Here is a 26192-nt window from a genome sequence, read left to right as displayed (position 1 = left end):
GGGGCTTCTAAAAACTCAAAATGTCACTTTAGTCAGCTTTGAACGAGAGTGGAATTTCGGCTAACTGGTTGCCTTCGTTTGCTGGAAAAATAAGGTACTCGCCATGGTATTTCACCATCGATTTGTAGTCTGTTACCTTATGTACCATAAAGCCCGCTTGCGCTGCTTTCTCAACAAACTCAGCATGATTGCCACGTACAAACCAACTCATTGGCTTTACGAGCAACTCGCCATCAAAACAGCTTTCGCATTGGTCTGCACATAACGCTAAAGAGTTTTGACCTTCAGTGAAGATTTGTACTTTGCCGCACCCAATCAGTTGCTCAGACGTCGAGACTTCCCAGCCTGCTTGCTCCATCAAATCAAGAAAAGACTCAATATCTGAATCTTTGAACACTCTGGAGTCTTCACCTTCAGGGAAGAATTGCGCATAAAAAGCAGAAATACGCTTGAAGATAAACAACAAACCAGCATCGTTCCCCTTTGAGCGACCTGCTTTTTGCCAACGCGTTAAGTCATCGCCTACCGTACGTCCGAAACGTTGTGATTTTAGCGCCTTTGTTACCCAACGCACTAAATAATGGTTATTCGCAACAGGGGCATTGGCTAACTTACCTGAGCGATGCTCTTGATCTAACTCTTCAAGTGCTGAGTTAACCAAGTTTTGAATTTCTTTGGTGTAATTCGACATTACGCCTTTCTTCCTAAAGTCCAATAAAACAGTGCTGAAAGCACAGAACAAGCAAACATTACGATGATCATCGGCCAAGCAACATTCCCGGGCAGTGATGCCACCAGCGCACCAACCAATGAACCGATACCGAATCTTAATGTCCCCGCTAGAGACGACGCCGTACCCGCCATTGATGGGTAACCACTTAAAAGCAGCGCCATCGCGTTACTACCTATCGTCGACAATGTACCGATAAACAGCACAACAAAAGGTACAATGCCCCATAATCCGAAGTCCATTAACCAACTTACGAATAAACCAATCCCCGCCAAAAGTTGCACGAACAACCCAAAACGAAGCATGGCATGGGAACCAACTTTCTTCACCAAGCGACCATTAATACTGGTCATGATGATCATCGCCACAATGTTCAAACCAAATAGGTAACCAAAGTGGTCTGGTCGAACACCATATAAATCAATATAAACAAACGAACCCGCCGTCAAAAATGCAAACATTCCGGAAAATGAAAACGCACCTGAGAGCATCAAACCGATCGCTTCAGGATTGGAGCATAATCTGGCGTAGTTTCTCAGCGTCGTGCGGAAACGAAGAGGCTGACGATTTTCAGGCTGTAACGTTTCAGGGATTTTCCAAAGTACGAGAAAAATCACAACTACAGCGAAAATAGCTAGTACCCAAAAAATGGAACGCCAACCAAACCAAATCGCGAGATGGCCACCGATCATCGGTGCCACCAAGGGTGCCATTGTGATCACCAAGGTGACGAAAGACATTGCACGGGCAAAGTCTTCACGGTCAAACATGTCACGCACCACTGCTTGGATAATGACCGCCGCTGCCGCGCCAGCAAAACCTTGTGCCGTACGTACATAGGTCAGCGCATCAATGCCATTTGTTGTCGCACTCACAACAGCAGCCAAGCCGAAGAAAAGTACGCCTAAAATCAACACAGGTCTGCGACCAAAGCTATCGGCAAGCGGCCCGTGAATTAACTGGCCGATCGCAAAACCCGCGGTATAAGCCGTCAACGTAATCTGAACCGCGCCAGGCGCGACCCCCAAATCTTTCGCAATTGTCGGCATCGCAGGCAAATACATATCGATCGCCAAAGGCGTCAAAGCACCAATCGCTCCTAGTACCAGAAACAATAGAAAACTGATTTGGGATTGCGGAGCACTTTGAGCTTTTTCTGTCATTCTTTTACCTCTTGTTGGAGCCCTACCGTCAATACTTGCAGAACAAAGTGAAAATAACGGAAGTTCTCATATCGCTGAATGTAGAAGCCAAAAACCTGTTCTATCCAACGTTCGAGAATCATAAGGGCAAATATGTACCAAGGTGTGACCTTGACGAACTCGACATAGAAAAGCATGTGAAAGCGAAATGTGTTTATGGGAAACAAACACAATGCAGTAAAAATGATGGCGTTGACACCATCATTCCATTCACCGTAGCCGAAGGCTTTGCAATAAGAGTATGCATGCATCAGCTAAATGCAAAGGCATATCACTGAGATGAGTAAGCACACCGGAATTGTCTAGGCACTAATTTTGGTAGGAAAATTTATTTTGAGCCAATTCCTACCAAAAGACTAGTTCCTATTAGGAACTAAAGAATTTCCCATGCCGACAATTAATTCCAAATAGAATCAATTTCTTCTTGCGTGAGGTAGCGATAATCACCTGGTTCTAGTGCCTCATCAAGTTCGATAGAACCAATACGCTCACGATGTAAGTACTCAACTTTATTTCCTAACGCCGCGAACATACGTTTCACTTGGTGATACTTACCTTCCACGATAGTTAACAATACTTCATTCTCGGCCTCGTTCACGATTTCCAAACGAGCGGGCAATGTTGCTTCTGATTCATTGCGCAAAATGATGCCTTGTTCGAGCTTTTCCGCGTAATCTGGCTGAATAGCATCGACGAGCCAAACACGGTACGTTTTCTCACACTTATGCTTAGGTGAGGTAATACGGTGAGACCACTTACCATCATCCGTAATCAACACTAAACCAGTTGTGTCGACATCTAATCGGCCCGCAAAGTGAAGGTTTTCAATTTTAGGCTCATCAAGCAATGCGAATGCAGTTTGGTTGTAGCCATCTTCATGTGAACAAACAAAGTCAGCAGGCTTATACAACATAATGTAACGAGGACCAGGAGCACCAATAACACGGTCTTCCCACATCACTTCCGCACCTTTGGGTACTTTAAATGCACCACTTTTTTGAACCTCACCGTCAACGGTGATGTCTCCACTTTTGATGATCTTTGTTGCCTGTTTGCGTGTTGCACCCAGAGCGTCACACAAATATTTATCTAAACGCATGAATACCTCATTGAATTATACCCAAGTGATCTCTAAATCTTGGTTTAAAGGTCACTTGGGTATAAAAGTCAGGTATTATAGCGTTCCTCGTTCGAATAGTTGAGCAATTTCACATATTTTCATGTACACACTTCGTCCTTATCAAGCCGACTCGGTTAAAGCCGTTATTCATTACTTTCGTAAACACTCGACACCAGCAGTGATCGTGCTGCCAACCGGTGCCGGGAAAAGCTTGGTGATCGCAGAACTTGCTCGCCTTGCGAAAGGACGAGTGTTAGTCCTCGCCCACGTAAAAGAACTGGTCGAGCAAAACCACGCGAAGTATGAAGGTTATGGTTTAAAAGGTTCTATCTTCTCAGCAGGATTGGGACGAAAAGAAACTGACCAGCAAGTCGTGTTTGCTTCGGTTCAATCGGTCGTACGTAACTTAGATTCGTTCAAAAACCAGTTTTCTCTGCTCGTTATTGATGAGTGCCATCGTGTGCCAGATGACAAAAACAGCAGCTACCAAAAAGTTATTACTCACTTACGAGAACTGAACCCTGGTATTAAGGTGCTGGGACTAACTGCAACGCCCTATCGTTTAGGAATGGGCTGGATTTATCAGTATCACACCCGAGGTCAAGTGCGAACCGAAGAGCCTCGATTCTTCCGCGATTGTATTTTCGAACTGCCGATCCGTTACTTGCTCGACGAAAACTTCCTCACTCCAGCCCGCATGATGGATGCGCCCGTTTTGTCTTACGACTTCTCTCAGCTGAAGCCCGCTAACACCGGACGCTACAAAGAAGCAGAAATGGACATGGTGATCGATAAAGCCAAACGTGCGACTCCACAAATTGTTGAGCAAATCATGCAATATGCGAAAGAGCGTCAAGGTGTCATGATCTTCGCTGCAACTGTCCGACACGCACAGGAGATCCACAGTTTATTGCCAGAAGGCGAAACTGAAATCGTCATTGGTGATACACCTACGCCGGAGCGCGATGCGATCATCCAAGCGTTCAAGAATCGCCAAATAAAATACTTGGTCAATGTTTCGGTACTGACAACCGGTTTTGATGCGCCGCATGTCGATTTAATCGCGATTTTGCGACCAACAGAGTCAGTCAGTCTGTACCAACAGATAGTAGGACGAGGATTACGCTTATCAGACGGAAAATCAGAATGTTTAGTGCTTGATTACGCAGGCAACAGCTACGATTTATACCAACCTGAAGTCGGTGATCCCAAACCAGACTCTGACAGTGAAATTATCACGATTCCTTGCCCGGCTTGCGGATTCAATAACAACTTCTGGGGTAAGTTGGATAGTAACGGTTTCTTGGTTGAACACTTTGGCAGACGTTGCCAAGGTTACTTTGAAGATGAAGACACAGGCGAACGTGAACACTGTGGCTACCGTTTTCGTGCCAAATACTGTGGTGAATGTGGTGCGGACAACGATATCGCTGCACGAATTTGTCATGAGTGTGACGCGACGCTCGTTGACCCAGATAAAAAGCTAAAAGAAGCCCTTAGTCTCAAAGATGCATTAATCTTTGAATGCACAGAAATGGACCTATCTGTATTTAAGTCCAGTGATGGTAAATCTCAGCTAAAAGTGACGTATTCTGGTGAACCATACCAAGGCGAAGGCAATGCGTTAGTTCATGAGTTTTGGTCATTGCGTACCAAAAAACAAAAACAAACGTTTAAAGATCAGTTCGTACGTCCCCACTTAGCAGACAAGCATCGCCCTTTTGAAGAGGCTTCACCGACACGCGTTGTCGCTAATCAACATCGTTTCCGTTTGCCTCAGTTTGTTATTGCTAGAAAATCTGGTCGCTTTTGGAAGCTGCGAGATAAGATTTTTGAAGATGAGTTGAAATAACATCGACAACACATGGCAAAACTTAATTAGCTGATTCACTCTCTGTTCATCTATATCCGATATACTGCGGCTAACGCTCCAGAAAAGGTTTGACTATGTATAAAGCAACGACTTCTCTACATTCTGCGTTACTTTTCGGCCTTATCACGACATTCATGTGTGCACCAAGTTTTGCCAAGCATGGCAACGAGTACACATCACAAAATGGCCACGCCATCGTGCAAGATGTCGAAAAGCCAGGAACACGCATCGAATTCGATGAAGATCAAGATGAGGTCTATCGCGCGGTTCAACAAGGATATATACGACCATTTTCGGAACTTTACGCCGCAGTAGAAAACGACCTATACGGCCGCATCATCAAGGTCGAGCTTGAAGAAGATGATGATGCTTGGGTGTATGAATTGAAAATTCTGTACAACAATAGCGTCCTGAAAGTTGAGTACGACGCCGCCACGCTAGAAATGCTTGAGATCAAAGGTCGCAGCTTTAACAAAGCGTTAAAGCCGCAAAACAACTAAACTTGTCTAATGCGTCATCCAGACACGATGCGTAGCTTACTTCGATAAAAATCCAAACATAATAAGAATCATCAATATGAAAATACTTGTTGTTGAAGATGATCCTCGTTTAGGCGAGCAAATCATCGAAACATTAGAAAGTACCGGCTGGGTACCAGAATTGTCCCAAGATGGCATAGACGCTCTGTATCGCGCGACTTCGGAAGAATGGGACGCCATTGTTCTTGACCTCGGCTTGCCAAAACTGGATGGTCTTACCGTCCTAAAAGGCATCAGAGATGAAAACATTAATACTCCTGTCGTGATTCTAAGCGCTCGCGACACCCTAACGCAGCGAGTTGAAGGCTTAAACGCAGGTGCAGACGATTACCTAACTAAACCATTTGAAATGGTTGAGCTTATCGCTCGTATTCGTGCACAGCTTCGAAGAGCCTCTGGTAATGCCTCTCCTGTGATGCAAATTGGCGACTTGAGCTTGGATACACGCACTTCTAAAGTCATGTGGCAAGGTCAAGCGGTAAGCTTGACGGCGCTAGAGTATAAAGTGGTCGCTTACTTTATGCATAACCCGGAAAAAGTGATTTCTCGAACCGAACTCGTCGAGCACATTTACAAACAAGACTTTGATCGTGACTCCAACACAATCGAAGTTTTTATCGGCCGAATTCGCAAAAAAATCGCACCAAAGATCATCAAAACTGTCCGAGGGTTGGGATACCAATTAAATGCCGAATAGAAACAGGCTACCGTTGAACGCAATAAAACGACTGAGTATCAAAAGTCGCCTCGTTTTAGCGGCGATCGTTTGGTTAACGGCAATGATCCTCGCCGCTGGTGTGACGATACCGACGCAGGTCTACAACTATATGGTTGATGACACTCGCTCACAGCTCAGCATTTTTATGGATGAAGTCGCAGCTCAGTTAGAAGTCGATAACACCGGGCATCTTTCACTCGCAGCTCAGCTATCAGACCCTCGATTTAACCGACCTTACAGTGGTTTGTATTGGAGTGCCTCTACAGAGGCAAGCCTCGAACGTTCTCGTTCGTTGTGGGACAAAAAAATCGAATACAAAGGTTTGGATAAAGATGCGTATGGAGCAAGAGGCGAAAAACTAATTACGCTAGAAAAAGCACTGTACCTTCCTGATTACGATGGTCCTATTCACATTATTATTGGTATTGACGAAGAGCCCATTAAAAATACCCTTCAAACGTTAATCGGCCAACTTTGGCTTATTTTGGGTTTATTATTCGCGGGCGTACTTACCGTCATTTTACTGCAAATTGCTTGGTCATTGAGTCCGCTTACAAAGCTACAAAAAGAATTAGCCGAGCTGAAGTCTGGTAATAAAAAGAGTCTAGAAGAAACCTACCCAAAAGAGATTTCTCCTCTAATCTTCGACCTCAACGCTCTGCTGTTCCATTACCAAGAATTACTAGAGAGAGCTCGCAATCATGCAGGTAACCTATCTCATGCACTTAAAACGCCACTTTCTGTTCTAAAAAATGAAGTTCAGACGTTAGAACCTGAGGCACAATCCCGTCTCAGAGCTCCAATCAATCAAATACAAGACCATATCGATTACCATTTGGGTCGTGCCCGTATGGCCGGATCGATGAACATATTATCAGTGAAGTCGAACCCAGCAGATCGTGTGGATGCTATCTCAATGGCGTTTGATAAAGTGTATGCGAGCCGAAGCATTACCTTAATTAATGAACTTGATTCAGAGCTGAATGTAGCAGTAGAGCAGACCGATCTCGATGAAATGCTAGGTAACTTGCTAGAAAATGGCTATAAGTGGGCCAACAGCATGATTCGTGTGCACTCCTCTCAGGATAAGGAAAATATACACATCATTATTGAAGATGATGGGCCAGGCATCCCTAAAGAGAAACTGAGTCAAGTAATCAAGAGAGGAGTTAGATTGGATGAAACAACCCCTGGCTCAGGTCTTGGTCTAAACATAGTCAGTGAAATGGCACACAGTTACCGAGGTCAATTAACATTGGATACAAGCGCTTTAGGTGGATTAAAAGCATCTTTAGTCTTACATCTCAGCCGAACATAAAGCATATAACACATAAACTTTGTTTTTCGGACCATGATCAGTAAACCGATGAAAATGAAGTCGATGTGAACAAAATCCAAGCAAAGCGTTAAAAGGGATAGCCTTCCACCCCACTAAATCATACCTTTTTGTTGATTTGGATACGATTTGGGTTGCCCATTTATAATTGGAATGATAGTATCCGCGCTCGCTTGAACAGTTCCTGTTTCAAGCTTTACCACGAACAACAAGGTCGCATTGTTGATTGTGAACATTTGATTTTTACTAATTTGAGAGTAAATACTATGAAATTCGAAGCAGTAGTACGTACTGAACTAGGTAAAGGTGCGAGCCGCCGCCTACGTCACGCTGGCAAATTCCCTGCAGTTGTATACGGCGGTGAAGAAGCAGCAGTAGCTATCGTTCTTAACCACGACGACATCGTAAACCAAATGGACAAGCCTGAATTCTACGAAGGCATCGTTCTAGTTATCGATGGCAAAGAAGTTAAAGTTAAGCCACAAGACGTTCAACGTCACGCGTTCAAGCCAAAAGTTGAACACATGGACTTCATCCGCATCTAATTCCCTACCAAGGAATTAATCGGATTAAATCCAAACCTTTTGCATAAAAGATAATCGGACTTACCAACCGAGACATCTAAAAAATTTCAAAACCCCGGAGTCTTACCACCTCCGGGGTTTTACTATATTTAGCATATAGCATTTGATTTATGAGCGGGCAATATACTTCACTAAAGTGAGATCGGTCAGCGTCATACTCTCAATCACTTCCGACTCTTCCTCTCCAGTACGCACAAAACCACACTTCTTGTAAAAGTTAAGCCCCTGTTGATTAGTATCCAGTGCTTTCAAACTGATCTGCATAACTGACGTAGAGAGCAAACGTGTCTCTAACTCATCTAACAGTGCACTTCCTGCTCCTTGCCCATAATGTAGCGGCGTAACGTAGCAACATGTCACTAATGCCGTTTTATCTTCGCTGGTGTGGTTAGGTAACTCGTAACTTAAAAAGCCAACAATTTCTCCTTGCCTCTCAACTACGATCAATTGGGCCAGTTGCTCCGTCATCACTCGTGCCCACATCCTTTCTCGACGCTCAATCGTAAACTGCTCTATGTAGCTCTTTGGCATTAATCCTTTATACGCCACCAGCCAAGAATCAACGTGTATCTTGGCGATTTGGGCTGCTTCCTTTTTGAGTGCGTCCCTTACTGTGTATCTCATAAGCATCCTTTATTAGCGTTCACCACTTACAAATTCTTTTAACCCTACCCTTTAAACCAAAGCTCAAAGATAACGGCTACAGTCGCAACGCTTTACATTAATCTATTTCATTTTCATTAATTAAATGATAGTTCACATCATAATATTCGAAGAAGAACGATCCATTATTTACTTTTCATTTTGACTCATTAGGTTGAATCTATTTGTTTAAACACTCGAGTGTCAAATGCGGAATAAGCACGATAAGGTATCGGATGAGGATAAATAAACGATGCCTAAAGCATAAGGTTTCTAAACGATCGCAATTATAGTAAAGAGATAAATACAATTTTTGATAGAGTTTGGCAGAATAAAGCCATGATCAAATGAGTTTAAGCTCTGTGCTGTTCATTATGCATACAAACCGAGCCCCTCATCATTAGAGCGAAAATTTATAACGATTTGTGTCATACCTATTAGGAAAAACATAAACTTGGCAAAATAATCACCAAAATCAGCGTAATACTTCGCAAAAATGCGCATTGATTCACACAAACAACACACATTCAATTAACTACCTCACAAAAAATAGAGCTAGCGATACAAAATAAATACTAAATACCAATTCTGTTTATTTATAGACGTAGTTTGCAGGCTTATTAATTCATTTCTCCGATAGAAGTATAAATAAGAGATAGATCACTAAAGTTTCACATTAATTCCGTATATTTCACGCCGTAACAATAACAAAATCACAAAGAAAGGATCCCTTATGAAGTTTTCCAAATCTCTTTTGGTAGTGGCAGTGGGCGCTGCGCTAGCAGGATGCGGCTCAGACAGCGACAATTCTCCAGTAACCTGCGAGACTGCAGATTCTTGTACTAAGTTCACCGTTCTCCACACTAACGATAACCATGGTCGCTTTTGGCATAACAGCGACGGCGAATACGGCATGGCTGCGCGTCACACTTTAATCGAATCTATCCGCGCAGAAGTCGAAGCAAAAGGCGGTGAAACCATTCTGCTATCTGGCGGTGATATTAATACCGGTGTACCAGAATCAGACATGCAAGATGCGGTTCCAGACTTCGTAGGGATGAACCTACTTGGTTACGATGCAATGGCTGTCGGTAACCACGAATTTGATAACTCACTAGATATTCTCGATATGCAAGCCGAGCTAGCTGACTTCCCTATGCTGGCTGCGAATATCTATAAAAAAGATACAAACGAGCGTTACTTCGACCCTTACAAAGTATTTACTATCAACGGCCTTAAGATCGCTGTTATTGGTCTAACAACGCAAGACACTGCGAAGCTAGTCAATCCAGACAACGTATCAAACATCCACTTCGAAGACCCTCAAGTAGAAATCAAAAAGGTACTGAAGGAAATCGAAGAGAACGAAAAGGTAGACCTAGTATTTGCAACGACGCACATGGGTCACTACGAAGATGGCAAAAACGGTAGTGAAGCACCAGGTGACGTGAAACTCGCTCGCTCTCTTGAAGAAGGACAGCTAAACGCTATCATCGGTGGTCACTCGCAAAACCCTGTATGTATGGAACCAGGTACCAATGAGTATGCTGATTTCAAACCTGGGGATGATTGTGCCCCAGACCAACAAAAAGGCACTTGGATTATGCAAGCGCATGAGTGGGGTAAATATGTGGGTCGTGCAGACTTCGAATACTACGACGGCAAGCTTCACTTAGCGAACTACGCACTGATTCCTGTAAACCTTCTAGACGAAAACGATGAAGTTATCGGTGAACGAATTCAACAAGATGCAACAGTAAAAGCGTTACTACTGCCATACCAACAACAAGGTCAAGAGTTATTAGATGAGAAGATTTCTAATACGACGGGTAAGTTAGAAGGTGATCGTAACGTAGTTCGCTCTCAACAAACTAACCTAGGTCACCTACTCGGCGAGGCATACCGTACTTACAAAACGGTAAATGCTGACTTTGGTGTGATGAACTCTGGCGGCGTGCGTGATTCAATCCAAGATGGTGATATCACTTACCGTGACGTACTAACGGTTCAGCCATTCGGTAACTTCGTGACTAAAGCAACTATGACAGGTAAAGAAGTTAAAGAATACCTAGACGTGGTTGCGACGAAATCTGCAGGGTCTGGTGCTTACGCTCAACTAGATAACATCACTTTAGATGTAAATTGTGATGCTGGCTCAGTAACCATTACCGATATTAACAATAAAGGCTTCGATCTAGACGCAACGTACACATTCTCTGTAATCAGCTTCAGTGCTGCTGGTGGCGATAACTATCCAATCATCGATGTTCAATCTACACAGCTAACCGATGCATACGTTTTGCGCGAGTTCTTCGTAAACAACCCACAAATCTCTGCGGATAACTACAACAAGAACTTAGAGAACATCAAGTACTTCAGTAATGGCCAACCAGTAAAAGGTTGTCCTGCAACTGGTAGCTAATACTCAACACCTTCCCCCTGGCGCTAAGAGCTTTTACAAGCAATTTCGTCAGGGCTTTCCTTAAAACCGAAGCTTTGTGCTTCGGTTTTTTATTTTCGATAAATTACTGAAAACTCTCCACCTTCACAATATGTTCAAAAATTGTTCATTTGTGTTATTGACGCCCCTGTGTTGGGCTTCTATGTTTGATAAGGTCTTTTAAATATGCAGGTTCATCGGCTAAATTTCGCGAAACATTTTTAATAGCATAGTCAATGATTCTGAGAAAGATGTGAATGGCGTTACAAACACTGCTCTCAAACAATTTGTCTTTGGACTTCAAACGATGGTGATGTGCCTCCACGCGCACACTAATGAGCAGCGATCTGGACGTCAATGTGTTCAAACTGCTGCCATCGAGTTCTGGAGGTCAAAAATGAAACGAGCCAGCAATAGCTACAGACTCCAAATGATCAAAGAAGTAGTTACCCGTAGAGAGCGTGAAGCTTGTACGGATCCTATGGCGAGATATATTCATCAACTGATGGATGAACGCCCAACAAGTAAATTAGATGTTGAATTCAATCATAGATTTTCAGGAAATCACTTCGACGAACAAGCGGGAGGCTGGGTTAGCGACCGTTGGTCGATGAAATAACGCCAATTACCGCTCTATAGGGAAAATGGATAGGAGATTCCCGGTTCTTAAAGGACACCTTGCCGGACCGGGAATATGTAAAAGCCTAATCAGAACCGAAAGCGAAGGCGTAACCCCACAGACTGAACAAGAATTCTAGAATAAGTCTTGTTGAGGCGATGACTCATCTTGAAGCTGTTCTGGCTTCGTCTTCCCGGCCAACATCTTTCTTCTGTACCTTTGACGACACAACTTAATAACGTGCAACTGCTGAGCGGGGGTTAAGTTAAGCCAATTAAACCTTTCCTCTCTCTTTCTCATACACCCCTTGCAATACCCTTTTTCATCGGAGGTACATACTCCAACACAAGGGCTTGGGACAGTAAAAAACTCCAGTTGCTCCATACTAAAACCGCTCTTTCCATATTAGGGCGTATTGGCCTAGTTTAAATAATGAGAAGATTAGTCAGCAACAAAACTTGCTATATACTTCGTTATGTCAAAAACATACGAAACCATAACCTTATGCTGACAAAAACAGTGTTTTATTACTTATACTTACCGCGTTTATAAAAACGGAGTCTATAAAATGAAGCTTAGCCTAAAAACGTTAGTTACAGCAATCTCTCTCCCTGTTCTTATGACTGCTTGTGCTAGCAACGGTGATGATGTGAAAGAAATAACGGCTCAAGATTTGCAGCACCACAACTGGGAACTTGTTCAAGTTGATGGCAAAAATATCGTTCTAGACGAACACCAAAAAGCGGCTCGCCTAGAAATCGGTGAAAATCTAACCGCAAACGGCAACGCAGGTTGTAACAACTTCTTCGGTCAAGCCGAGTTGAAAAACAACCAACTACGCATCGAAAAAATGGGCATGACCATGAAGATGTGTATGGAAGATCAAATGAAGATCGAAAACGCAATGACACAAACACTATCTAACTGGAGCGATATCACGCTAACTAAAGATGGTCTTGTTCTGAAAAGTGCCGATCACGAATTGACGTTTACACTACGTGACTGGGTAAACTAATCCCAACTAAGTAAACCAGATAGTATCTTAAAGCAGCCAAACGGCTGCTTTTTTTATATCGATGAATCGTTAGTCATGCATGCTAAAGTCATTTAAATGGCCAACTTTCTTTCTCTTTTCGCCCTCAATTCCATGCTTTAGACATCAATTTTGCTCTGTAAAACAACCTATTCATATCTCTGGGGACAATAATTTTCAATTACTTGAAAGAATATCCTCAAACAAACGGTCCGCTCCTAAAATGACACCAAATTTGTCCTTTATTCGTTTTGCTTCACATTGAGAGTAATTCTTTGAATCAATGAGTGATTCCGTTTGGGATTGGCATTGATAATAGAGAGAGATGAATTACTATCCTTGTAACAGAGCGGAACGACTTGCGAAAACGTCAATAGAAACGAAAGCAAGAACCAAAAGACATAACACGGAATAGATATGAAAAAGCTACTCAGCAGCATTGGCATTTTAGCCACGACTTTTGCGACACCTTCTTTTGCCGATTCATCAGTGAATAGCGAATGGCAAAAAATCGAACAGCAAGCCGACGGGCAATCCGTCTACTTTCATGCTTGGGGCGGGAGCCAAGAAATTAATCGCTACATACAGTGGGCGAGTAGAGAGCTAAAATCACGTTATAACGTGACGCTAAACCACGTTAAAGTAACTGATATTTCTGAGACCACTACTCGACTTATCGCAGAAAAAGCGGCAGGCAAAAACAGCGGTGGTAGTGTTGATATGGTTTGGATCAATGGCGAAAACTTCAAATCAATGAAGGATAACCAATTGCTATTTGGTCCTTTTGTCGAAGGTTTGCCAAGCTGGCAATATGTGGATAAATCTCTACCAATTGATGTGGACTTCTCCGAGCCAACAGAAGGTCTAGAAGCACCTTGGGGAGTAGGACAATTAGTGTTTATCCATGACGAGCAAACCCTCCATAACCCTCCAAAATCATTCTCAGAAATGCTGAGCTATGCAAAAGCGTTCCCGAATCGCCTGACTTACCCTCGACCACCAGAGTTTCATGGCACAAGCTTTATCAAAGCATTACTCATTGAACTGTCTAACAACGCCCCTGAGCTGCAACAACCAGTTACCGATGACACGTTTGAACAAGTCACTCAACCGCTGTGGTCTTATCTAGATGAGTTCCATAAAGTCGCTTGGCGCGGTGGTAAGCAGTTTCCAGGCGGTACAGCAGAAACCCTTCAGCTACTAGATGATGGTCAGACTGACCTGGCGATTACCTTTAACCCGAACGCGGTTTTCTCTGCGCAGTCGAGCGGTAATCTTGCAGAGAGCACCAAAGCGTACGCAATGGACGCAGGAGCACTCTCAAATATCCACTTTTTAGCGATTCCTTGGAACGCAAATGCCAGTGCTGGTGCACAAGTTGCGATAAACTTTTTATTGAGCCCTGAAGCACAGTCTCGCAAAGGTAACCTAAACATCTGGGGCGACCCTTCGGTACTAAGCAACCAATACCTAACTGGTTCGGCCAAAAACACTCAACAATTCAAATCTATCGCTGAGCCACATCCAAGTTGGCAAGCGGCGTTGGAAAAAGAATGGTTGAAACGCTACGGGAATTAGTAAGAATCCATGTTAAGAGCGCTGTATTTAGTCATTATCGCAGTTTGTATTTTGCCTACCATTCCGGGACTACTTGGAGTGGTGGTCTCTGCGCTCGGTTATGTACCTCCTATCGGTCTACACCACTTTTCTTTTGATGGCTTCAATGCCGTCTTTGATTGGGAAGGTGTTTGGACATCCATCGGGCTTACTTTCTACTCCGCCATTTTCAGTAGCTACTTGGCTTGCTTCATCGCATTTGCAATTCTACAAGCCTCTTGGGGCAGTAAGTTTTGGCGAAAAATTGAAGTTAGCCTTTCCCCACTTCTCGCGATGCCGCACGTCGCGTTTGCGATTGGCTTTGCGTTCTTGTTTGCCCCAACTGGTATGGGCGTTAGGGTTCTCAACCAACTGTTTGGTTACGACCCGAATGCACAAACGGTGAATGACTTAGCATTGCTGATTAAAGATCCGCACGCACTCGGTTTGGTCATCATGCTTGCGATTAAAGAAGTGCCGTTTTTATTGTTGATGAGTATTCCAATTCTTCAGCAATTGAAAGTCGATAAGATTGAAAAAGTCAGTCATTCGATGGGCTACAGTTCGGCGCAAGCGTGGTGGAAATGCGTGTTCCCACAGTGGATAGCAAAACTGCGCTTTCCAATGCTGGCGGTATTGGCTTACAGTTTGTCCGTTGTCGATGTCGCCCTGATTATTGGCCCCACCAACCCGCCGACGTTTGCGGTTTTGGTATGGCAATGGTTTAACGATCCAGATTTATCGCTCCTACCAAGAGCGGCCGCTGGCGCAGTAATACTGTTTGCGATCGCAAGCCTTTTGATTGGATTTGCACGCTTAATGGAATGGTGTATTACCAAAGGCTTCAAACTCTGGCAGTACTCTGGTCGAAACGGGTTTCGTTTACCCGGTAAAACCCTATTTTCACTGGTCGCGCTACTTGCACTTCTAATGATTCCACTCATGGTGCTGTGGAGCTTTGCCCAACGTTGGCGCTTTCCAGATTTGCTCCCAAGCCGTTACAGCCTGCGTTTTTGGGAATACGAATGGCACAGTATTCTAGGGACTCTAGAACAAAGTATGTCAATCGCCCTAATCAGCGCGACTGTCGCGCTAGTTCTTGCTTTAATAGCACATGAGTATCGTCTCCGTTATCGCTGGCAGGTGCCCGGTTACATCATCGCCATCCCAATGCTGATTCCTCAGCTATCCGTGCTATTCGGTATGCAAGTAGTGACGCTGTACTTAAACAGTAATGCGTATTTCTTTTGGGTATGTTGGGCGCATGTATTCTTTGCGTTCCCATTTATTTACCTCTCGCTAGACGGTCCGTGGCGCAGCTTCGATAACGGCTTAACTCGCGTCGCACTCAGCTTGGGTAAATCACCGATGCAAGCTTGGTTAAAAGTGAAACTGCCAATCCTCCTGCCTGCAATTGCATTCGCGTGGGCTGTCGGTATTAGTGTCAGCCTGGCGCAATACCTACCAACATTGGTGCTAGGGGCTGGGCGCATTAGCACCATCACAACCGAAGCCGTTGCACTATCCAGTGGTTTTGACCGACGTGTCACCGCTATTTACGCCATTTGGCAAGCTCTGCTGCCATTCTTGTTCTTTTCTTTTGCGATACTGCTTAGCCACTTGCACAGGAAGTATCGCCGCTTGTCTATAAAAGGTTTACTACTGAATGAGTCTTTGTCTCGAAAACCTCGCCATCCGTAAAACCAATGGCGACGCGCTTTTTTCAGCGTTCAACATGACCGTAGAAAAAGGTGAAATCGTTACCCTGATGGGGCCTAGCGGTTGTGGTAAATCCACTTTGTTGGATGCCATTGCCGGGCACCTATCCGCCGAGTTCAACTACTCTGGATCCATTACGCTTGATAACGAAAAGTTGGATGCCCTCCCTGCCCATAAGCGTCAGGTCGGTATTCTATTCCAAGAGGATTTGCTCTTCCCTCATTTAACGGTGTGGGAGAACCTTGCCTTCGCGCTACCAAACTCAATCAAAGGTGAAGAGCGTAAAGCTCACGCTATGCAAGCACTGAAGAACATTTCATTGACCAAACTAGCAGAGTCCTTTCCTGACCAAATTTCGGGAGGGCAACGTGCCCGTATCTCATTGACTCGTATGCTGCTAGCAAAGCCAAAAGTTGCGCTACTTGATGAGCCCTATAGCAAGCTGGATAAAGACCTGCGCGTGCAATTTCGCAATTGGGTGGTCGAACAATTGCAGCAAGCGAACATCCCTACTTTGATGGTAACGCACGATGAAGACGATATTCCTGATGGCAGCCGCTGCCTAAACTGGCCGTGGGAGACAAATCATGCTTGATAGCCTGAGTATAAAGCTCATCCGCAAACCGCTGGCACTCAGTGCGAAATATCTCGATAAATGTGGTATCACTGCAAATCAGACGACAGTATTTGGTTTTGTGCTTGGCTGTTTTGCCCTGCCTGCTTTGATCGCCGAACAGTACTTGTTGGCGTTGCTGTTTATTTTGCTGAACAGAATCTGTGATGGGTTAGACGGTGCACTGGCAAGGATTCAAGGCATTACCGATGCGGGTGGTTTTCTTGATATCAGCTTAGATTTTTTGTTCTATTCGTTGATTCCTTTTGGCTTTGTGCTTGCCAACCCAGAGCACAATGCCGTTGCAGGCGCATTTTTGATTTTTTCCTTCATCGGCACTGGTAGTAGCTTTTTGGCTTTTGCCATCATGGCAGGAAAACAAGGCATCGATAATCCGGTATATAAAAACAAATCGCTTTACTACATGAGCGGCTTAACCGAAGGTACAGAAACCATTGGCTGCTTGGTTTTATTTTGTTTGCTACCGCAACACTTTGCCGTCATCGCGTATATCTTTGGCGCGGCATGCTGGTTTACTACTTTTACACGTATTTATTCAGGGTTTCATACGCTTAACGATCATTAATACTGCTTAGACAATCGCGTTTCCTTAAGGGACAAGCCGCTAAGCCACTGTTTTATAAAGCACCAAAACGCAGGTTAAATTGGGGTATATACTCTTTGAATGAAGAAACCATTCGGAGGCTATATGAAAAAACAGATTAATTTAGGCATGTTGCTCACCATTACTTGTGCGCTCGTGCTTGGCGGCTGTAGCTCACCTAACCCGTACGGAGATGCATACGGCTCATCCGACACTCGCAAAGTTCAGCAGGTTTACTACGGCACAGTAGAAAAAGTAGAACCCGTAACCATTGATGCCTCTACCCAATCCAATGCCATTGGCACCATCGCTGGTGCTGCCGTGGGCGGGATCTTAGGCTCAAAAGTTGGGGGCGGTTCTGGCTCGGATATCGCTGCCATTGGTGGTGGTCTATTGGGTGGCTATGCAGGCAGCAAAGCGGCTGAAGCAACCGCGAAAAGAAATGGCGTGAATCTGACCATTCGTTTAGAGGACGGAAAGATTATCTCTATTGTTCAAGAAGCAAATCCAAACATGATTTTCCAACCAGGCCAAGCGGTCCAAATCAATGTTTCTGGTAATGACGCTAGAGTCGTTCCTCGTTAATTCGGACAAACCAAACCTTTGGCCTGCTTTAATTCAAACACCTAACCCGCGCAAGCTTACATCACTGGCTTGTTAACTTGCGCGTTTCTTTTCGTATCAAACTTGATCGTCGTCAATGGAACATCAATCTCCCACACCTTTCGATGTTCAAATGACATCAAGTTGCTAGCATGAGCCCATTCCAGATAACTTTGGGCTTGTTATGACTCCGACTGTTGACCACGTACTCCTTAATATCGCGCTAAACCTCAGCTCAAATCGCTCTCACGAGCAGCAATATCAAAATCTCATTGATGGGGTCGCGCAAGTATTCCCATGTGATGCGAGCTGCCTGTTTATCTTCGATGAGGATGGTTTTCTAACTCCTGTCGCGGTAAAAGGCTTATCCAGCTCGGTCTTAGGTCGTCGCTATTTCCCCAAGGCGCACCCTCGCTTAGATGCCATTATTCATAGCCGTGAACCGGTGCGTTTCGATGCCGATTGTTCACTGCCGGATCCTTTCGACGGCACACTATTAACTGAAGACCAATGCATTGATGTTCACGATTGCATGGGCTTTAGCTTGTATGTCGAAGGCCAACTTGTTGGCGCACTAACGATGGATGCACTAACGGTGGGCGCGTTTGATGGCATCGATCCTGTCGCTATCGAAACCTTTGCGGCTTTGACCGCTGCGACATTGCGTAACATTGCGCAATTAAAAGCACTCAAAGCACAAAACCAGAAGCAAAAAAGCGTCACTCAAACCCTTATCCAGCAAGCCCGTTCTCAACATGGCGAAATGGTGGGTTTGAGTCCGCAGATCAACCAGTTACGAAACAACATTGCGACCGTTTCTCAATCAGATTACGCGGTACTTATCACAGGAGAGACCGGTACTGGTAAAGAACTGGTCGCGCACTCGGTGCACGCGCAATCTCATCGTAGCGATAAGCCGATGATTTACGTAAACTGTGCGGCCCTGCCTGAAGGTCTGGCTGAAAGTGAACTGTTTGGCCATGTCAAAGGCGCATTTACAGGTGCTAATAGCCACCGTGCCGGTAAGTTTGAACTGGCAGACGGTGGAACGATTTTCCTTGATGAAGTGGGCGAACTGCCTTTGATTTTGCAAGCAAAATTGCTGCGCGTAATTCAGCAAGGCGAGCTGCAACGTGTAGGTAGCGATCAGCATTTGATGGTCAATGTGCGCATCATCGCAGCGACCAATCGACAACTAGAAAAAGAGGTCGAAGCTGGCACGTTTCGAGCAGACCTTTTCCACCGTTTGAACGTGTTCCCAATCCAAGTCCCCCCACTGCGTGCCCGTGACGGGGATATTCCCGTTTTAGCAGGATATTTGTTGGAAAAAGTACGCCAACAATTCAATGCACCCAATCTGCACGTTCACCCTAAAGTGTTGACTCAATTGGAATCTTTACCTTGGTACGGAAACGTGCGCGAGCTCGAACACACTTTAACTCGCGCGGCTTTACACGCCATTCAACAAGGCGCAAGCACGATCATGCTTAACCATTTCGACACCTCATTGGCTCTCGATGATGTAAAAAACACATCGCATTATCTGCCTAAAGAAAGCCAACCAATGCGAGAGCTAATAGAAAGCTATCAACGTGATTTAATTGAACATGCTTTGAGCCAAACTGGTGGCGTTTGGGCAAAAGCAGCGGAGTTTTTACAAATAGATCGAGGGAACTTATATCGGATGGGTAAAAAGCTCGGGATCAATAAATAACCGACCACAAGAAGCCGATGTGATTAAGACATCAGCTGCGTTGTCTTAATCACATCAACCACTCTCCTAAATCTGATAAAATTCAATACAAATCAACAAGATAATAATTGGCACGCATTCTGCTCTCTAGTGGTCAACATCACGACTATTAAAACAATCACTGGAGAACCCAATATGTTCTGTATTCAATGTGAACAGACAATTCAAACCCCTGCTGTTAAAGGTTGTTCTTTTGCACAAGGTATGTGTGGTAAAACTTCTGAAGTATCTGACCTTCAAGACGTGTTGGTTTACACACTGCAAGGGGTTTCTTTTTGGGCATCAAAAGCACTTGAATTCAACATCATTAACGATGAAATCAACCAATGGGCACCAAAGGCATTTTTCTCTACATTGACGAACGTAAACTTTGACCCTGAACGTGTCCTAGAGCTAACTTCTCAAGCGGCAACGTACAAAGCATTGCTAAAAGAGCAAGTAATGTCTGCTGCAACACTCGCCGATACCGAAGTTGCTGACATCCCTGTTGTTGCTCACTTTGAGCTACCAAATAGCGCAGAAGCAATCTTAGCTTTTGCTCCTCAAGTCGCGGTTAACCGTGGTAAGGACCAAGTACATGAAGATGTGATTGGCCTACGCCTACTTTGCCTATACGGCCTTAAGGGTGCAGCCGCGTACATGGAGCACGCACGTGTTCTTGAGCAAACCAACAACGATATCTATGCCGAATACCATGAAATCATGGCGTGGTTGGGCACAGACCCTGAAGATCTCAGCGAACTACTTGATTGCTCAATGCGCATCGGCCTGATGAACTACAAAGTGATGGAAATGCTCGACCAAGGTGAAACAATGACCTTCGGCCATCCAGAACCAACCACGGTGAACGTCAAGCCAGTAAAAGGCAAATGTATTCTTGTTTCTGGCCATGATTTGCATGACCTAGAAAAAATCCTGCAACAGACTGAAGGCAAAGGCATTAACGTTTATACCAACGGTGAAATGCTGCCTGCACACGGCTACCCTGAGCTGAAGAAATATCCTCATCTTGTCGGCAACTACGGCAGCGCATGGCAAAACCAACAGAAAGAATTCGCAAACTTCCCTGGCGCAATCGTAATGACGTCAAACTGCTTGTTGAATCCAAATGTGGGTCAATACGCAGACCGTTTATTCACTCGTAGTATTGTTGGCTGGCCTGGTGTGGCTCACATCGAAGGCGATGATTTTAGCCAAGTGATTGAATGTGCTCTAGCGCAAGATGGTTTCCAACACGATGAAATCGAACACCACATCACGGTTGGTTTTGGTCGAAATGCACTGATGAACGCCGCCCCTGCGGTTATCGACCAAGTGAAGCAAGGCAACATCAAGCACTTCTTCCTAGTCGGCGGTTGTGACGGCGATAAAGCGGAACGTAGCTACTACACCGATTTTACGGCTGAAGCACCAGAAGACACGCTAATCCTGACCTTGGCGTGTGGTAAGTTCCGCTTCAACAAGAATACGTTTGGCGATATCAACGGCATTCCTCGCCTATTGGATGTGGGCCAATGTAACGATGCTTACTCTGCAATCCAGCTTGCACTTGCACTGGCGAAAGAGTTTGACTGTGACATCAATGAACTGCCACTCACGCTTGTGCTTTCTTGGTTCGAGCAAAAAGCGATCGTTATCTTGCTAACGCTATTTGCATTGGGCGTGAAAGGCATTTACACAGGCCCTACTGCACCGGCATTCCTAACGCCAAACCTAATCGCCATCATCCAAGAGAAGTTCGATATGCGCAGTATTGGCAATGTTCAGGATGATCTAAAAGCCATCCTAGCAGCTTAATAAACTTGCTTGTTACGCGCCTCCTTACGCGGAGGCGCTATCTATTTCGAACCAAAAATAGCCACAACCAAAGAGATTGTTATGTTTTTTGAATGGCAAGGTAACCAACCCGTCACACTCCGTTGCATCGACAAATACTTCGAAACACACGACACCGTCAGCATAAAATTGGCCGAACTAACCGAATCACTTCTGTTTCAGTTTAAGCCTGGCCAGTTTATTAACTTGGGCGTCGAAATTGATGGAAAAATGGAGTTTCGTGCCTATTCAATCAGCTCGATCAATGAAGACGATCACCTTCAACTCACCATCAAACGAGTATCTGGCGGTAAAGTATCGAACTACATCGTTGACTCGCTGCTGCTCGGTGATACTGTTCAAGCATTACCACCAGCAGGCGAATTTAACTGCATCGACCATCCACCCGTGTTACGTGATGGCGAAACAAAAGCCTTGCTTATCAGTGCAGGTTGCGGCGTCACGCCCGTATTTTCGATGGCAAAGCACTGGCTGAGTAATCAAGATGAAAACGACAACGATGTGGACATCGCATTTCTTCATATTGCACGCAGCCCAGAAGAGACGATTTACTACGATCAGCTAGAAACGTTAGACGCTGTGTATCCCAACTTCAATTTAAAGTTGTTGCTGAAAAACCGCGAAGGAACATCGCATCCACAAGGTCGTTTGAATGCCGACTGGCTTAAAGAGCTTGCTCCTGATTTCAAACAGCGCACCGTTTACCTGTGTGGTCCAAGCCAGTTTATGCAAGATGTTCACGGCTATTTGAATGACCTTGGTTTTGACATGACGAACTTCTACCAAGAGAGTTTTACGCCAGCGACTGGCGCAGAAACATCGGTCTCCGATGAAGTTGTTCGTGTTTCTGTTCCTGACTTTGCTCAAACCATCGATGCGCAAAAAGGTCAGGTACTGGCCGATGTGCTTGAAGGCGCAGGTTTACCATTAATCGTCGCTTGTCGTAGCGGCATTTGTGGCTCATGCAAATGCAAGGTTCGTCAAGGCAACGTCTCTTCCACCAGCCTAGAAACATTAACGCCAGAAGAAATTGAACAAGGCTATGTGCTCGCCTGCTCATCAACCATCGAAGCGGATCTTGAAGTGCAGATTGGTTAGTTTTCCAAATACAAAAAAGCGCCGCGATACGTCTGTCTAGTTGTTTCGCGGCGCTTTTTTTGATGTTACTTCTGTTGCAACAAAAGTCTTTTAGCTAAACAACAACACTTTCAATGCTGCTTCGCTGTCTACGTCCATAAACTCTGGTGGGTTATCCAGACGCTCACGGAATGTCAACTCTGGCGCTTCTTCTTTCATGCTTTCAATCAAGAAGTCGCTTGTCACAGATGGCGAGTTCACACATGCCATCACTTGACCGCCGTCTGCCAACAAATCCGGCAATCGACGTAGAATCTTTTTGTAATCTTTCGTCAGCGCAAAGCTGCCTTTCTGGAATGACGGCGGATCGATGATAATCAAGTCATACTGACCTGATTTTTTAATCTTACCCCACGATTTAAAGATATCGTGCCCCATAAAGCTTACCTGGTTGATGTTATGACCATTTAGCTTGTGGTTCTCACGGCCTTTAGACAACGACGCTTTCGCCATGTCGACGTTAATCACTTTATCTGCACCACCCGCAATGGCAGCGACAGAAAAGCCACACGTGTAAGCAAACAAGTTGAGCACGTTTTTATGCTTCGCATTTTCCCGTACCCAATCACGACCGTAGCGCATGTCCAAAAACAGACCGAAGTTTTGGTTGCGGCCAATATCCAATTGGTATTTCAAACCGCTTTCTTCAACGACAGGGCGAGCATCTAATTCACCGACAAGCACTTCTGAAGGCGCACCATCGGCATAACGGTGCTGAATAACCATAGTACGACCTTGCTTGTCTGCCCACAGTGGTGATTGTACCAACGCATTGAGGCCGCTTTTCAGCTCAGCGAGAAACACGTCGTCGACTTCTTTAAACAAGTTGATGATCAACTGACCTTGTAACCAGTCACAGGTGATTTGCTCTAGGCCCTCAAAACGACGACCACGACCATGAAACAGTCGACGAATTTCATTCGGAGCTTGCGCTAGCTCGGTTTCTAGATGCTGAAAAAACAGCGGAAGTTGTGATGCTTGCATCGAGTTCTCTTATTAGTTTTCTTTGTGACGGTTATTTGATCGTAGGCCAGTTCAGTTCCCAGGGGGAAAGCCAAGTATCCAAACCCTGAGAGACGATTTCACTGTGCCATTTGTTACCAAGCACTTTGTATTCTCGTGGATCGCAAACAAAGCGATATTGCTCATCTCGGTATTGGAAGCAAAGTGAAAATGCATGCAGATAACCGCGATCAGCCTCATTGCCTGCATTGTAAATCGGGTCGCCAACAATACCTGAGCCAACCGATTTTAATGCCACGCGGATTTGATGCGTTTTACCAGTGTGCGGCTTACATAAAAATAAACGCTCTCCGGGCTCTGCCGCAAGAGAGAAAAACTGGGTAACGGCTGGGTTATTTTTGCTGTTGACCAGCTTCCATGATGAACGGCGCGAACGCTCCATATCACCAACGACCAAACCTTGTTTCTTTTTCGGCTTTTTAGAGCCAATCGCCAGATAGAACTTTTCCACTTGGCGGTCAGCAAAAGCTTGCGATAACGCACTGCCCGCTTTGGCGTTGCGTCCGAGGAGCAGAATACCCGATGTCATTTTATCCAAGCGATGGATAAGATAGAGATGCTCATCACCACTCTGCTTAGCCACTTCTTGCAGCAGCATTGTGTCGCCATCGTCTTTATGAACAGAGACGTTAGGATGCTTATTGATGATCAGAAAATCGGGATGGGTATGTAGAATATCGAACATAAAAAACTGGCTCCACGTTTGGAGCCAGCAGTATACATAAGTTATCGGACAAAGCTATCGAGGCTTGCCCCCAAGGTATTTGCTAAAGCTTCTTCGAGAAAATGCCAGCAAGACCAATGATTGCGATACCCAGCAGCATGATTTCACCTTTGCCACTATCAAAGCCAGACTTAATCCCCATGAAGGCAACAATAGCAATCGCAACAGGAATCAGGTATTTAACTAGGTTGTACCACAATCCAAATAGCGGGAAGGATACTTCGCCGTCATTAGTGATCTCTTTTTCTAGCTCAGCACGGCTTAGGCGCCATCCTGCAAAGATACAAACCAACATACCACCAACCGCTAAGAAGATTTTGTCCGTTAGCAAGTCGAAGATATCAAAGGCACCGGTACCGAACAGCGTTGGCCCCATTCCACCTAAAGATAGTGACGCAAAAATACATAATGCCGCCATAACTGCACTTGCAGACAGAACAGCGTTAGAGCGCTTCATGCCTTTCTCGTCGATTAGGTAAGACACGACAACTTCCAATAATGATACTGAAGAAGTTAATGCCGCCACCGTCAAACCGATGAAAAATAGCAACGCGAATAGCAACCCAATCACACCGCCCATTTCAGCAAATAGCTGAGGAACGACAACGAATACAAGACCAGGGCCTGCTGCAGGCTCCATGCCAAAGGCAAACATTGCTGGGAACATAGCAACACCAGCAAGAATCGCGACACCTGTATCCATCGCAGTAACCATACCGGTTGTTTGAACTAGGTTCTCTTTCTTCTTCAGGTAAGAACCGTACGTCATCATACAACCCATACCTAAGCTAAGTGAGAAAAACGCCTGCCCTAGTGCAGCAAGAACTACGTTGCTGTCGACTTTAGAAAAGTCCGGCATGAATAAGAACTCAAGGCCAGCCATTGCACCTGGCAGCATCAAGCCTTTAACAGAAACAACGATTAGGATTAAGAACAGAAGCGGCATCAGAACCTTACCGGCTTTCTCAATACCACCCGAAATCCCTTTCATCACGATCATGACGTTAAGGAACAGGTAAACACCCATCCACATTAAAGGTTGAATCGGATCTGAGATGAAACCGCCAAAGCTGTCGCCAATTGCTTCTGGCGCGCTGAGTAGACCACCGCCCACTTTAAAGATGTAGGCCAATGCCCAACCACCAACCACTGGGTAGAAGCCCATGATCAAAAGACCACTGAAGACTCCCATAACGCCAGTGAACGTCCAGCGTCGGTCAGTTGTTTTGAATGCACCTACGGCAGAAAGACCTGTCTTACGACCAATAGCGAACTCTGTCAGCATCACGCTAAAGCCGATAAAAATTACAAAGATAAGATAGATAGCAACGAATGCACCGCCGCCACTCTCACCTGCTGTGTAAGGGAATTTCCATATATTGCCTAAACCGACAGCGGAACCCGCTGCTGCCATTACGAAGCCTAGTTTAGACCCCCACGTATCACGTGGTGCTGCTGTATTAGTTGTAGCCACGCTTTTTCTCCAAAATTAGTTTGTTGTGTATGCATAGAGATAGGCGTCTAAAAAGTTTATGTAAAAATTATTGTACACTTATAAAATAAGCGTTCGACGCACTATATCTAGAAAGTAAAGCAGCTCCCCTTTAAAATTGGAACCCCAAAAAAGTACATTTATCGCACAAGTGTCGAGTTACGCAGGTTAAATGCTGCTTTTTTGTTCAAAAGTTAAAGAATGACCTTATTTTTCACATTAAAATAACAGAATCAGCTGTTATGAAATTCGTTCC

The 26192-nt window shown here is 44.8% G+C and carries 24 protein-coding genes; 16 read left to right on the top strand and 8 right to left on the bottom strand.

Going from position 1 to position 26192, the window contains the following annotated elements; genetic code table 11:
• Window positions 1–28 precede the first annotated feature (28 nt).
• The 3 genes from R7R78_RS00260 to rsuA all read right to left on the bottom strand — a co-directional run bounded on the left by R7R78_RS00260 (window position 29) and on the right by rsuA (window position 3031).
• A complete protein-coding gene (locus R7R78_RS00260; RefSeq protein ID WP_225472784.1) occupies window positions 29–691 on the bottom strand; it encodes a DUF2913 family protein in 663 nt (220 codons plus the stop codon).
• Window positions 691–1893: a Bcr/CflA family multidrug efflux MFS transporter gene (locus R7R78_RS00255; protein WP_225472783.1), complete on the bottom strand. Its 1203-nt coding sequence runs from the start codon at window positions 1891–1893 to the stop codon at window positions 691–693. The genes R7R78_RS00260 and R7R78_RS00255 overlap by 1 nt, the downstream gene beginning before the upstream one ends.
• Before the next feature lie 436 nt (window positions 1894–2329).
• A complete protein-coding gene (gene rsuA, locus R7R78_RS00250) occupies window positions 2330–3031 on the bottom strand; it encodes a 16S rRNA pseudouridine(516) synthase RsuA (protein WP_005388670.1) in 702 nt (233 codons plus the stop codon).
• A gap of 121 nt (window positions 3032–3152) precedes the next feature.
• Between rsuA and R7R78_RS00245 the strand changes: the two genes are divergently transcribed.
• From R7R78_RS00245 to rplY, 5 genes are all read left to right on the top strand, one after another.
• Window positions 3153–4904, top strand: a complete 1752-nt coding sequence (locus tag R7R78_RS00245; RefSeq protein WP_225472782.1) for a DEAD/DEAH box helicase — start codon at window positions 3153–3155, stop codon at window positions 4902–4904.
• A 155-nt stretch (window positions 4905–5059) separates the two neighbouring features.
• Window positions 5060–5425, top strand: coding sequence for a PepSY domain-containing protein (locus R7R78_RS00240; RefSeq protein WP_372008595.1), 366 nt, complete (start codon window positions 5060–5062; stop codon window positions 5423–5425).
• A 76-nt stretch (window positions 5426–5501) separates the two neighbouring features.
• Window positions 5502–6161, top strand: coding sequence for a response regulator transcription factor (locus R7R78_RS00235; RefSeq protein ID WP_005378073.1), 660 nt, complete (start codon window positions 5502–5504; stop codon window positions 6159–6161).
• A complete protein-coding gene (locus tag R7R78_RS00230; RefSeq protein WP_005378071.1) occupies window positions 6151–7500 on the top strand; it encodes an ATP-binding protein in 1350 nt (449 codons plus the stop codon). Before R7R78_RS00235 ends, R7R78_RS00230 begins: the two co-directional genes overlap by 11 nt.
• A gap of 284 nt (window positions 7501–7784) precedes the next feature.
• Window positions 7785–8063, top strand: coding sequence for a 50S ribosomal protein L25 (gene rplY / locus R7R78_RS00225; protein ID WP_005378066.1), 279 nt, complete (start codon window positions 7785–7787; stop codon window positions 8061–8063).
• A gap of 147 nt (window positions 8064–8210) precedes the next feature.
• Here the strand turns inward: rplY and R7R78_RS00220 are convergent, their stop codons facing one another.
• Window positions 8211–8726, bottom strand: a complete 516-nt coding sequence (locus R7R78_RS00220) for a GNAT family N-acetyltransferase (protein ID WP_005378065.1) — start codon at window positions 8724–8726, stop codon at window positions 8211–8213.
• Between the two features lie 751 nt (window positions 8727–9477).
• Between R7R78_RS00220 and ushA the strand changes: the two genes are divergently transcribed.
• Together ushA and R7R78_RS00210 are read left to right on the top strand one after the other, a co-directional pair.
• Window positions 9478–11166: a bifunctional UDP-sugar hydrolase/5'-nucleotidase UshA gene (gene ushA / locus R7R78_RS00215; RefSeq protein ID WP_005378064.1), complete on the top strand. Its 1689-nt coding sequence runs from the start codon at window positions 9478–9480 to the stop codon at window positions 11164–11166.
• A gap of 415 nt (window positions 11167–11581) precedes the next feature.
• Window positions 11582–11803: a hypothetical protein gene (locus R7R78_RS00210; RefSeq protein WP_005386686.1), complete on the top strand. Its 222-nt coding sequence runs from the start codon at window positions 11582–11584 to the stop codon at window positions 11801–11803.
• A 135-nt stretch (window positions 11804–11938) separates the two neighbouring features.
• Here the strand turns inward: R7R78_RS00210 and R7R78_RS00205 are convergent, their stop codons facing one another.
• Complete coding sequence (locus R7R78_RS00205; protein WP_005378062.1) at window positions 11939–12187, bottom strand: DUF1289 domain-containing protein; 249 nt, start codon at window positions 12185–12187, stop codon at window positions 11939–11941.
• 184 nt (window positions 12188–12371) lie between these two features.
• Here R7R78_RS00205 and R7R78_RS00200 point away from each other — a divergent pair, with 184 nt between their 5' ends.
• The 9 genes from R7R78_RS00200 (at window position 12372) to R7R78_RS00160 (ending at window position 22658) form a co-directional block, all read left to right on the top strand.
• The gene (locus R7R78_RS00200; RefSeq protein ID WP_005378077.1) at window positions 12372–12818 is read left to right on the top strand and encodes an META domain-containing protein; all 447 of its coding nucleotides are present in this window, start codon (window positions 12372–12374) and stop codon (window positions 12816–12818) included.
• Window positions 12819–13253: 435 nt separating this feature from the next.
• Window positions 13254–14414: an ABC transporter substrate-binding protein gene (locus R7R78_RS00195; protein ID WP_005378079.1), complete on the top strand. Its 1161-nt coding sequence runs from the start codon at window positions 13254–13256 to the stop codon at window positions 14412–14414.
• A 9-nt stretch (window positions 14415–14423) separates the two neighbouring features.
• The gene (locus R7R78_RS00190; RefSeq protein ID WP_225455378.1) at window positions 14424–16133 is read left to right on the top strand and encodes an ABC transporter permease; all 1710 of its coding nucleotides are present in this window, start codon (window positions 14424–14426) and stop codon (window positions 16131–16133) included.
• Window positions 16099–16746 carry an ATP-binding cassette domain-containing protein gene (locus R7R78_RS00185; protein ID WP_042522013.1) on the top strand — a complete coding sequence of 216 codons (648 nt, stop codon included), beginning with the start codon at window positions 16099–16101 and terminating at the stop codon, window positions 16744–16746. The genes R7R78_RS00190 and R7R78_RS00185 overlap by 35 nt, the downstream gene beginning before the upstream one ends.
• On the top strand, window positions 16739–17350 hold the full coding sequence (locus R7R78_RS00180) for a CDP-alcohol phosphatidyltransferase family protein (protein ID WP_054577935.1): 612 nt from the start codon (window positions 16739–16741) through the stop codon (window positions 17348–17350). The genes R7R78_RS00185 and R7R78_RS00180 overlap by 8 nt, the downstream gene beginning before the upstream one ends.
• Window positions 17351–17473: 123 nt before the next feature.
• Entirely contained in the window at window positions 17474–17953 is a 480-nt protein-coding gene (locus tag R7R78_RS00175; protein ID WP_005386695.1) for a glycine zipper 2TM domain-containing protein, read from the top strand.
• Window positions 17954–18155: 202 nt separating this feature from the next.
• Window positions 18156–19685 (top strand): nitric oxide reductase transcriptional regulator NorR, encoded by a 1530-nt coding sequence (gene norR / locus R7R78_RS00170; protein WP_054577936.1) that lies wholly within the window; start codon window positions 18156–18158, stop codon window positions 19683–19685.
• 174 nt (window positions 19686–19859) lie between these two features.
• Entirely contained in the window at window positions 19860–21521 is a 1662-nt protein-coding gene (gene hcp / locus R7R78_RS00165) for a hydroxylamine reductase (RefSeq protein ID WP_225472781.1), read from the top strand.
• A gap of 81 nt (window positions 21522–21602) precedes the next feature.
• The gene (locus R7R78_RS00160; protein ID WP_225472779.1) at window positions 21603–22658 is read left to right on the top strand and encodes a hybrid-cluster NAD(P)-dependent oxidoreductase; all 1056 of its coding nucleotides are present in this window, start codon (window positions 21603–21605) and stop codon (window positions 22656–22658) included.
• A gap of 90 nt (window positions 22659–22748) precedes the next feature.
• On the opposite strand, the gene R7R78_RS00155 is transcribed toward R7R78_RS00160, so the two are convergent.
• The 3 genes from R7R78_RS00155 to R7R78_RS00145 all read right to left on the bottom strand — a co-directional run bounded on the left by R7R78_RS00155 (window position 22749) and on the right by R7R78_RS00145 (window position 25858).
• On the bottom strand, window positions 22749–23681 hold the full coding sequence (locus R7R78_RS00155) for a class I SAM-dependent methyltransferase (RefSeq protein ID WP_225472778.1): 933 nt from the start codon (window positions 23679–23681) through the stop codon (window positions 22749–22751).
• Window positions 23682–23712: 31 nt separating this feature from the next.
• Window positions 23713–24405, bottom strand: a complete 693-nt coding sequence (locus tag R7R78_RS00150; RefSeq protein ID WP_033905107.1) for a TIGR01621 family pseudouridine synthase — start codon at window positions 24403–24405, stop codon at window positions 23713–23715.
• An 82-nt stretch (window positions 24406–24487) separates the two neighbouring features.
• Window positions 24488–25858 (bottom strand): sodium-dependent transporter, encoded by a 1371-nt coding sequence (locus tag R7R78_RS00145; protein ID WP_042522154.1) that lies wholly within the window; start codon window positions 25856–25858, stop codon window positions 24488–24490.
• Window positions 25859–26192 lie beyond the last annotated feature (334 nt).

This window comes from Vibrio sp. 2134-1 (assembly GCF_033339495.1).
The sequence above is the reverse complement of the archived record's forward strand: the minus strand, read 5'-3'. Positions and strand labels throughout refer to the sequence as shown.

What these genes read in the sequence shown, in the direction of transcription:
- R7R78_RS00260 (WP_225472784.1), bottom strand. Translation starts at nt 691, where the DNA reads ATGTCGAATTACACCAAAGAAATTCAAAACTTGGTTAACTCAGCACTT.
- R7R78_RS00255 (WP_225472783.1), bottom strand. Translation starts at nt 1,893, where the DNA reads ATGACAGAAAAAGCTCAAAGTGCTCCGCAATCCCAAATCAGTTTTCTA.
- rsuA (WP_005388670.1), bottom strand. Translation starts at nt 3,031, where the DNA reads ATGCGTTTAGATAAATATTTGTGTGACGCTCTGGGTGCAACACGCAAA.
- R7R78_RS00245 (WP_225472782.1), top strand. Translation starts at nt 3,153, where the DNA reads ATGTACACACTTCGTCCTTATCAAGCCGACTCGGTTAAAGCCGTTATT.
- R7R78_RS00240 (WP_372008595.1), top strand. Translation starts at nt 5,060, where the DNA reads ATGTGTGCACCAAGTTTTGCCAAGCATGGCAACGAGTACACATCACAA.
- R7R78_RS00235 (WP_005378073.1), top strand. Translation starts at nt 5,502, where the DNA reads ATGAAAATACTTGTTGTTGAAGATGATCCTCGTTTAGGCGAGCAAATC.
- R7R78_RS00230 (WP_005378071.1), top strand. Translation starts at nt 6,151, where the DNA reads ATGCCGAATAGAAACAGGCTACCGTTGAACGCAATAAAACGACTGAGT.
- rplY (WP_005378066.1), top strand. Translation starts at nt 7,785, where the DNA reads ATGAAATTCGAAGCAGTAGTACGTACTGAACTAGGTAAAGGTGCGAGC.
- R7R78_RS00220 (WP_005378065.1), bottom strand. Translation starts at nt 8,726, where the DNA reads ATGAGATACACAGTAAGGGACGCACTCAAAAAGGAAGCAGCCCAAATC.
- ushA (WP_005378064.1), top strand. Translation starts at nt 9,478, where the DNA reads ATGAAGTTTTCCAAATCTCTTTTGGTAGTGGCAGTGGGCGCTGCGCTA.
- R7R78_RS00210 (WP_005386686.1), top strand. Translation starts at nt 11,582, where the DNA reads ATGAAACGAGCCAGCAATAGCTACAGACTCCAAATGATCAAAGAAGTA.
- R7R78_RS00205 (WP_005378062.1), bottom strand. Translation starts at nt 12,187, where the DNA reads ATGGAGCAACTGGAGTTTTTTACTGTCCCAAGCCCTTGTGTTGGAGTA.
- R7R78_RS00200 (WP_005378077.1), top strand. Translation starts at nt 12,372, where the DNA reads ATGAAGCTTAGCCTAAAAACGTTAGTTACAGCAATCTCTCTCCCTGTT.
- R7R78_RS00195 (WP_005378079.1), top strand. Translation starts at nt 13,254, where the DNA reads ATGAAAAAGCTACTCAGCAGCATTGGCATTTTAGCCACGACTTTTGCG.
- R7R78_RS00190 (WP_225455378.1), top strand. Translation starts at nt 14,424, where the DNA reads ATGTTAAGAGCGCTGTATTTAGTCATTATCGCAGTTTGTATTTTGCCT.
- R7R78_RS00185 (WP_042522013.1), top strand. Translation starts at nt 16,099, where the DNA reads ATGAGTCTTTGTCTCGAAAACCTCGCCATCCGTAAAACCAATGGCGAC.
- R7R78_RS00180 (WP_054577935.1), top strand. Translation starts at nt 16,739, where the DNA reads ATGCTTGATAGCCTGAGTATAAAGCTCATCCGCAAACCGCTGGCACTC.
- R7R78_RS00175 (WP_005386695.1), top strand. Translation starts at nt 17,474, where the DNA reads ATGAAAAAACAGATTAATTTAGGCATGTTGCTCACCATTACTTGTGCG.
- norR (WP_054577936.1), top strand. Translation starts at nt 18,156, where the DNA reads ATGACTCCGACTGTTGACCACGTACTCCTTAATATCGCGCTAAACCTC.
- hcp (WP_225472781.1), top strand. Translation starts at nt 19,860, where the DNA reads ATGTTCTGTATTCAATGTGAACAGACAATTCAAACCCCTGCTGTTAAA.
- R7R78_RS00160 (WP_225472779.1), top strand. Translation starts at nt 21,603, where the DNA reads ATGTTTTTTGAATGGCAAGGTAACCAACCCGTCACACTCCGTTGCATC.
- R7R78_RS00155 (WP_225472778.1), bottom strand. Translation starts at nt 23,681, where the DNA reads ATGCAAGCATCACAACTTCCGCTGTTTTTTCAGCATCTAGAAACCGAG.
- R7R78_RS00150 (WP_033905107.1), bottom strand. Translation starts at nt 24,405, where the DNA reads ATGTTCGATATTCTACATACCCATCCCGATTTTCTGATCATCAATAAG.
- R7R78_RS00145 (WP_042522154.1), bottom strand. Translation starts at nt 25,858, where the DNA reads ATGGCAGCAGCGGGTTCCGCTGTCGGTTTAGGCAATATATGGAAATTC.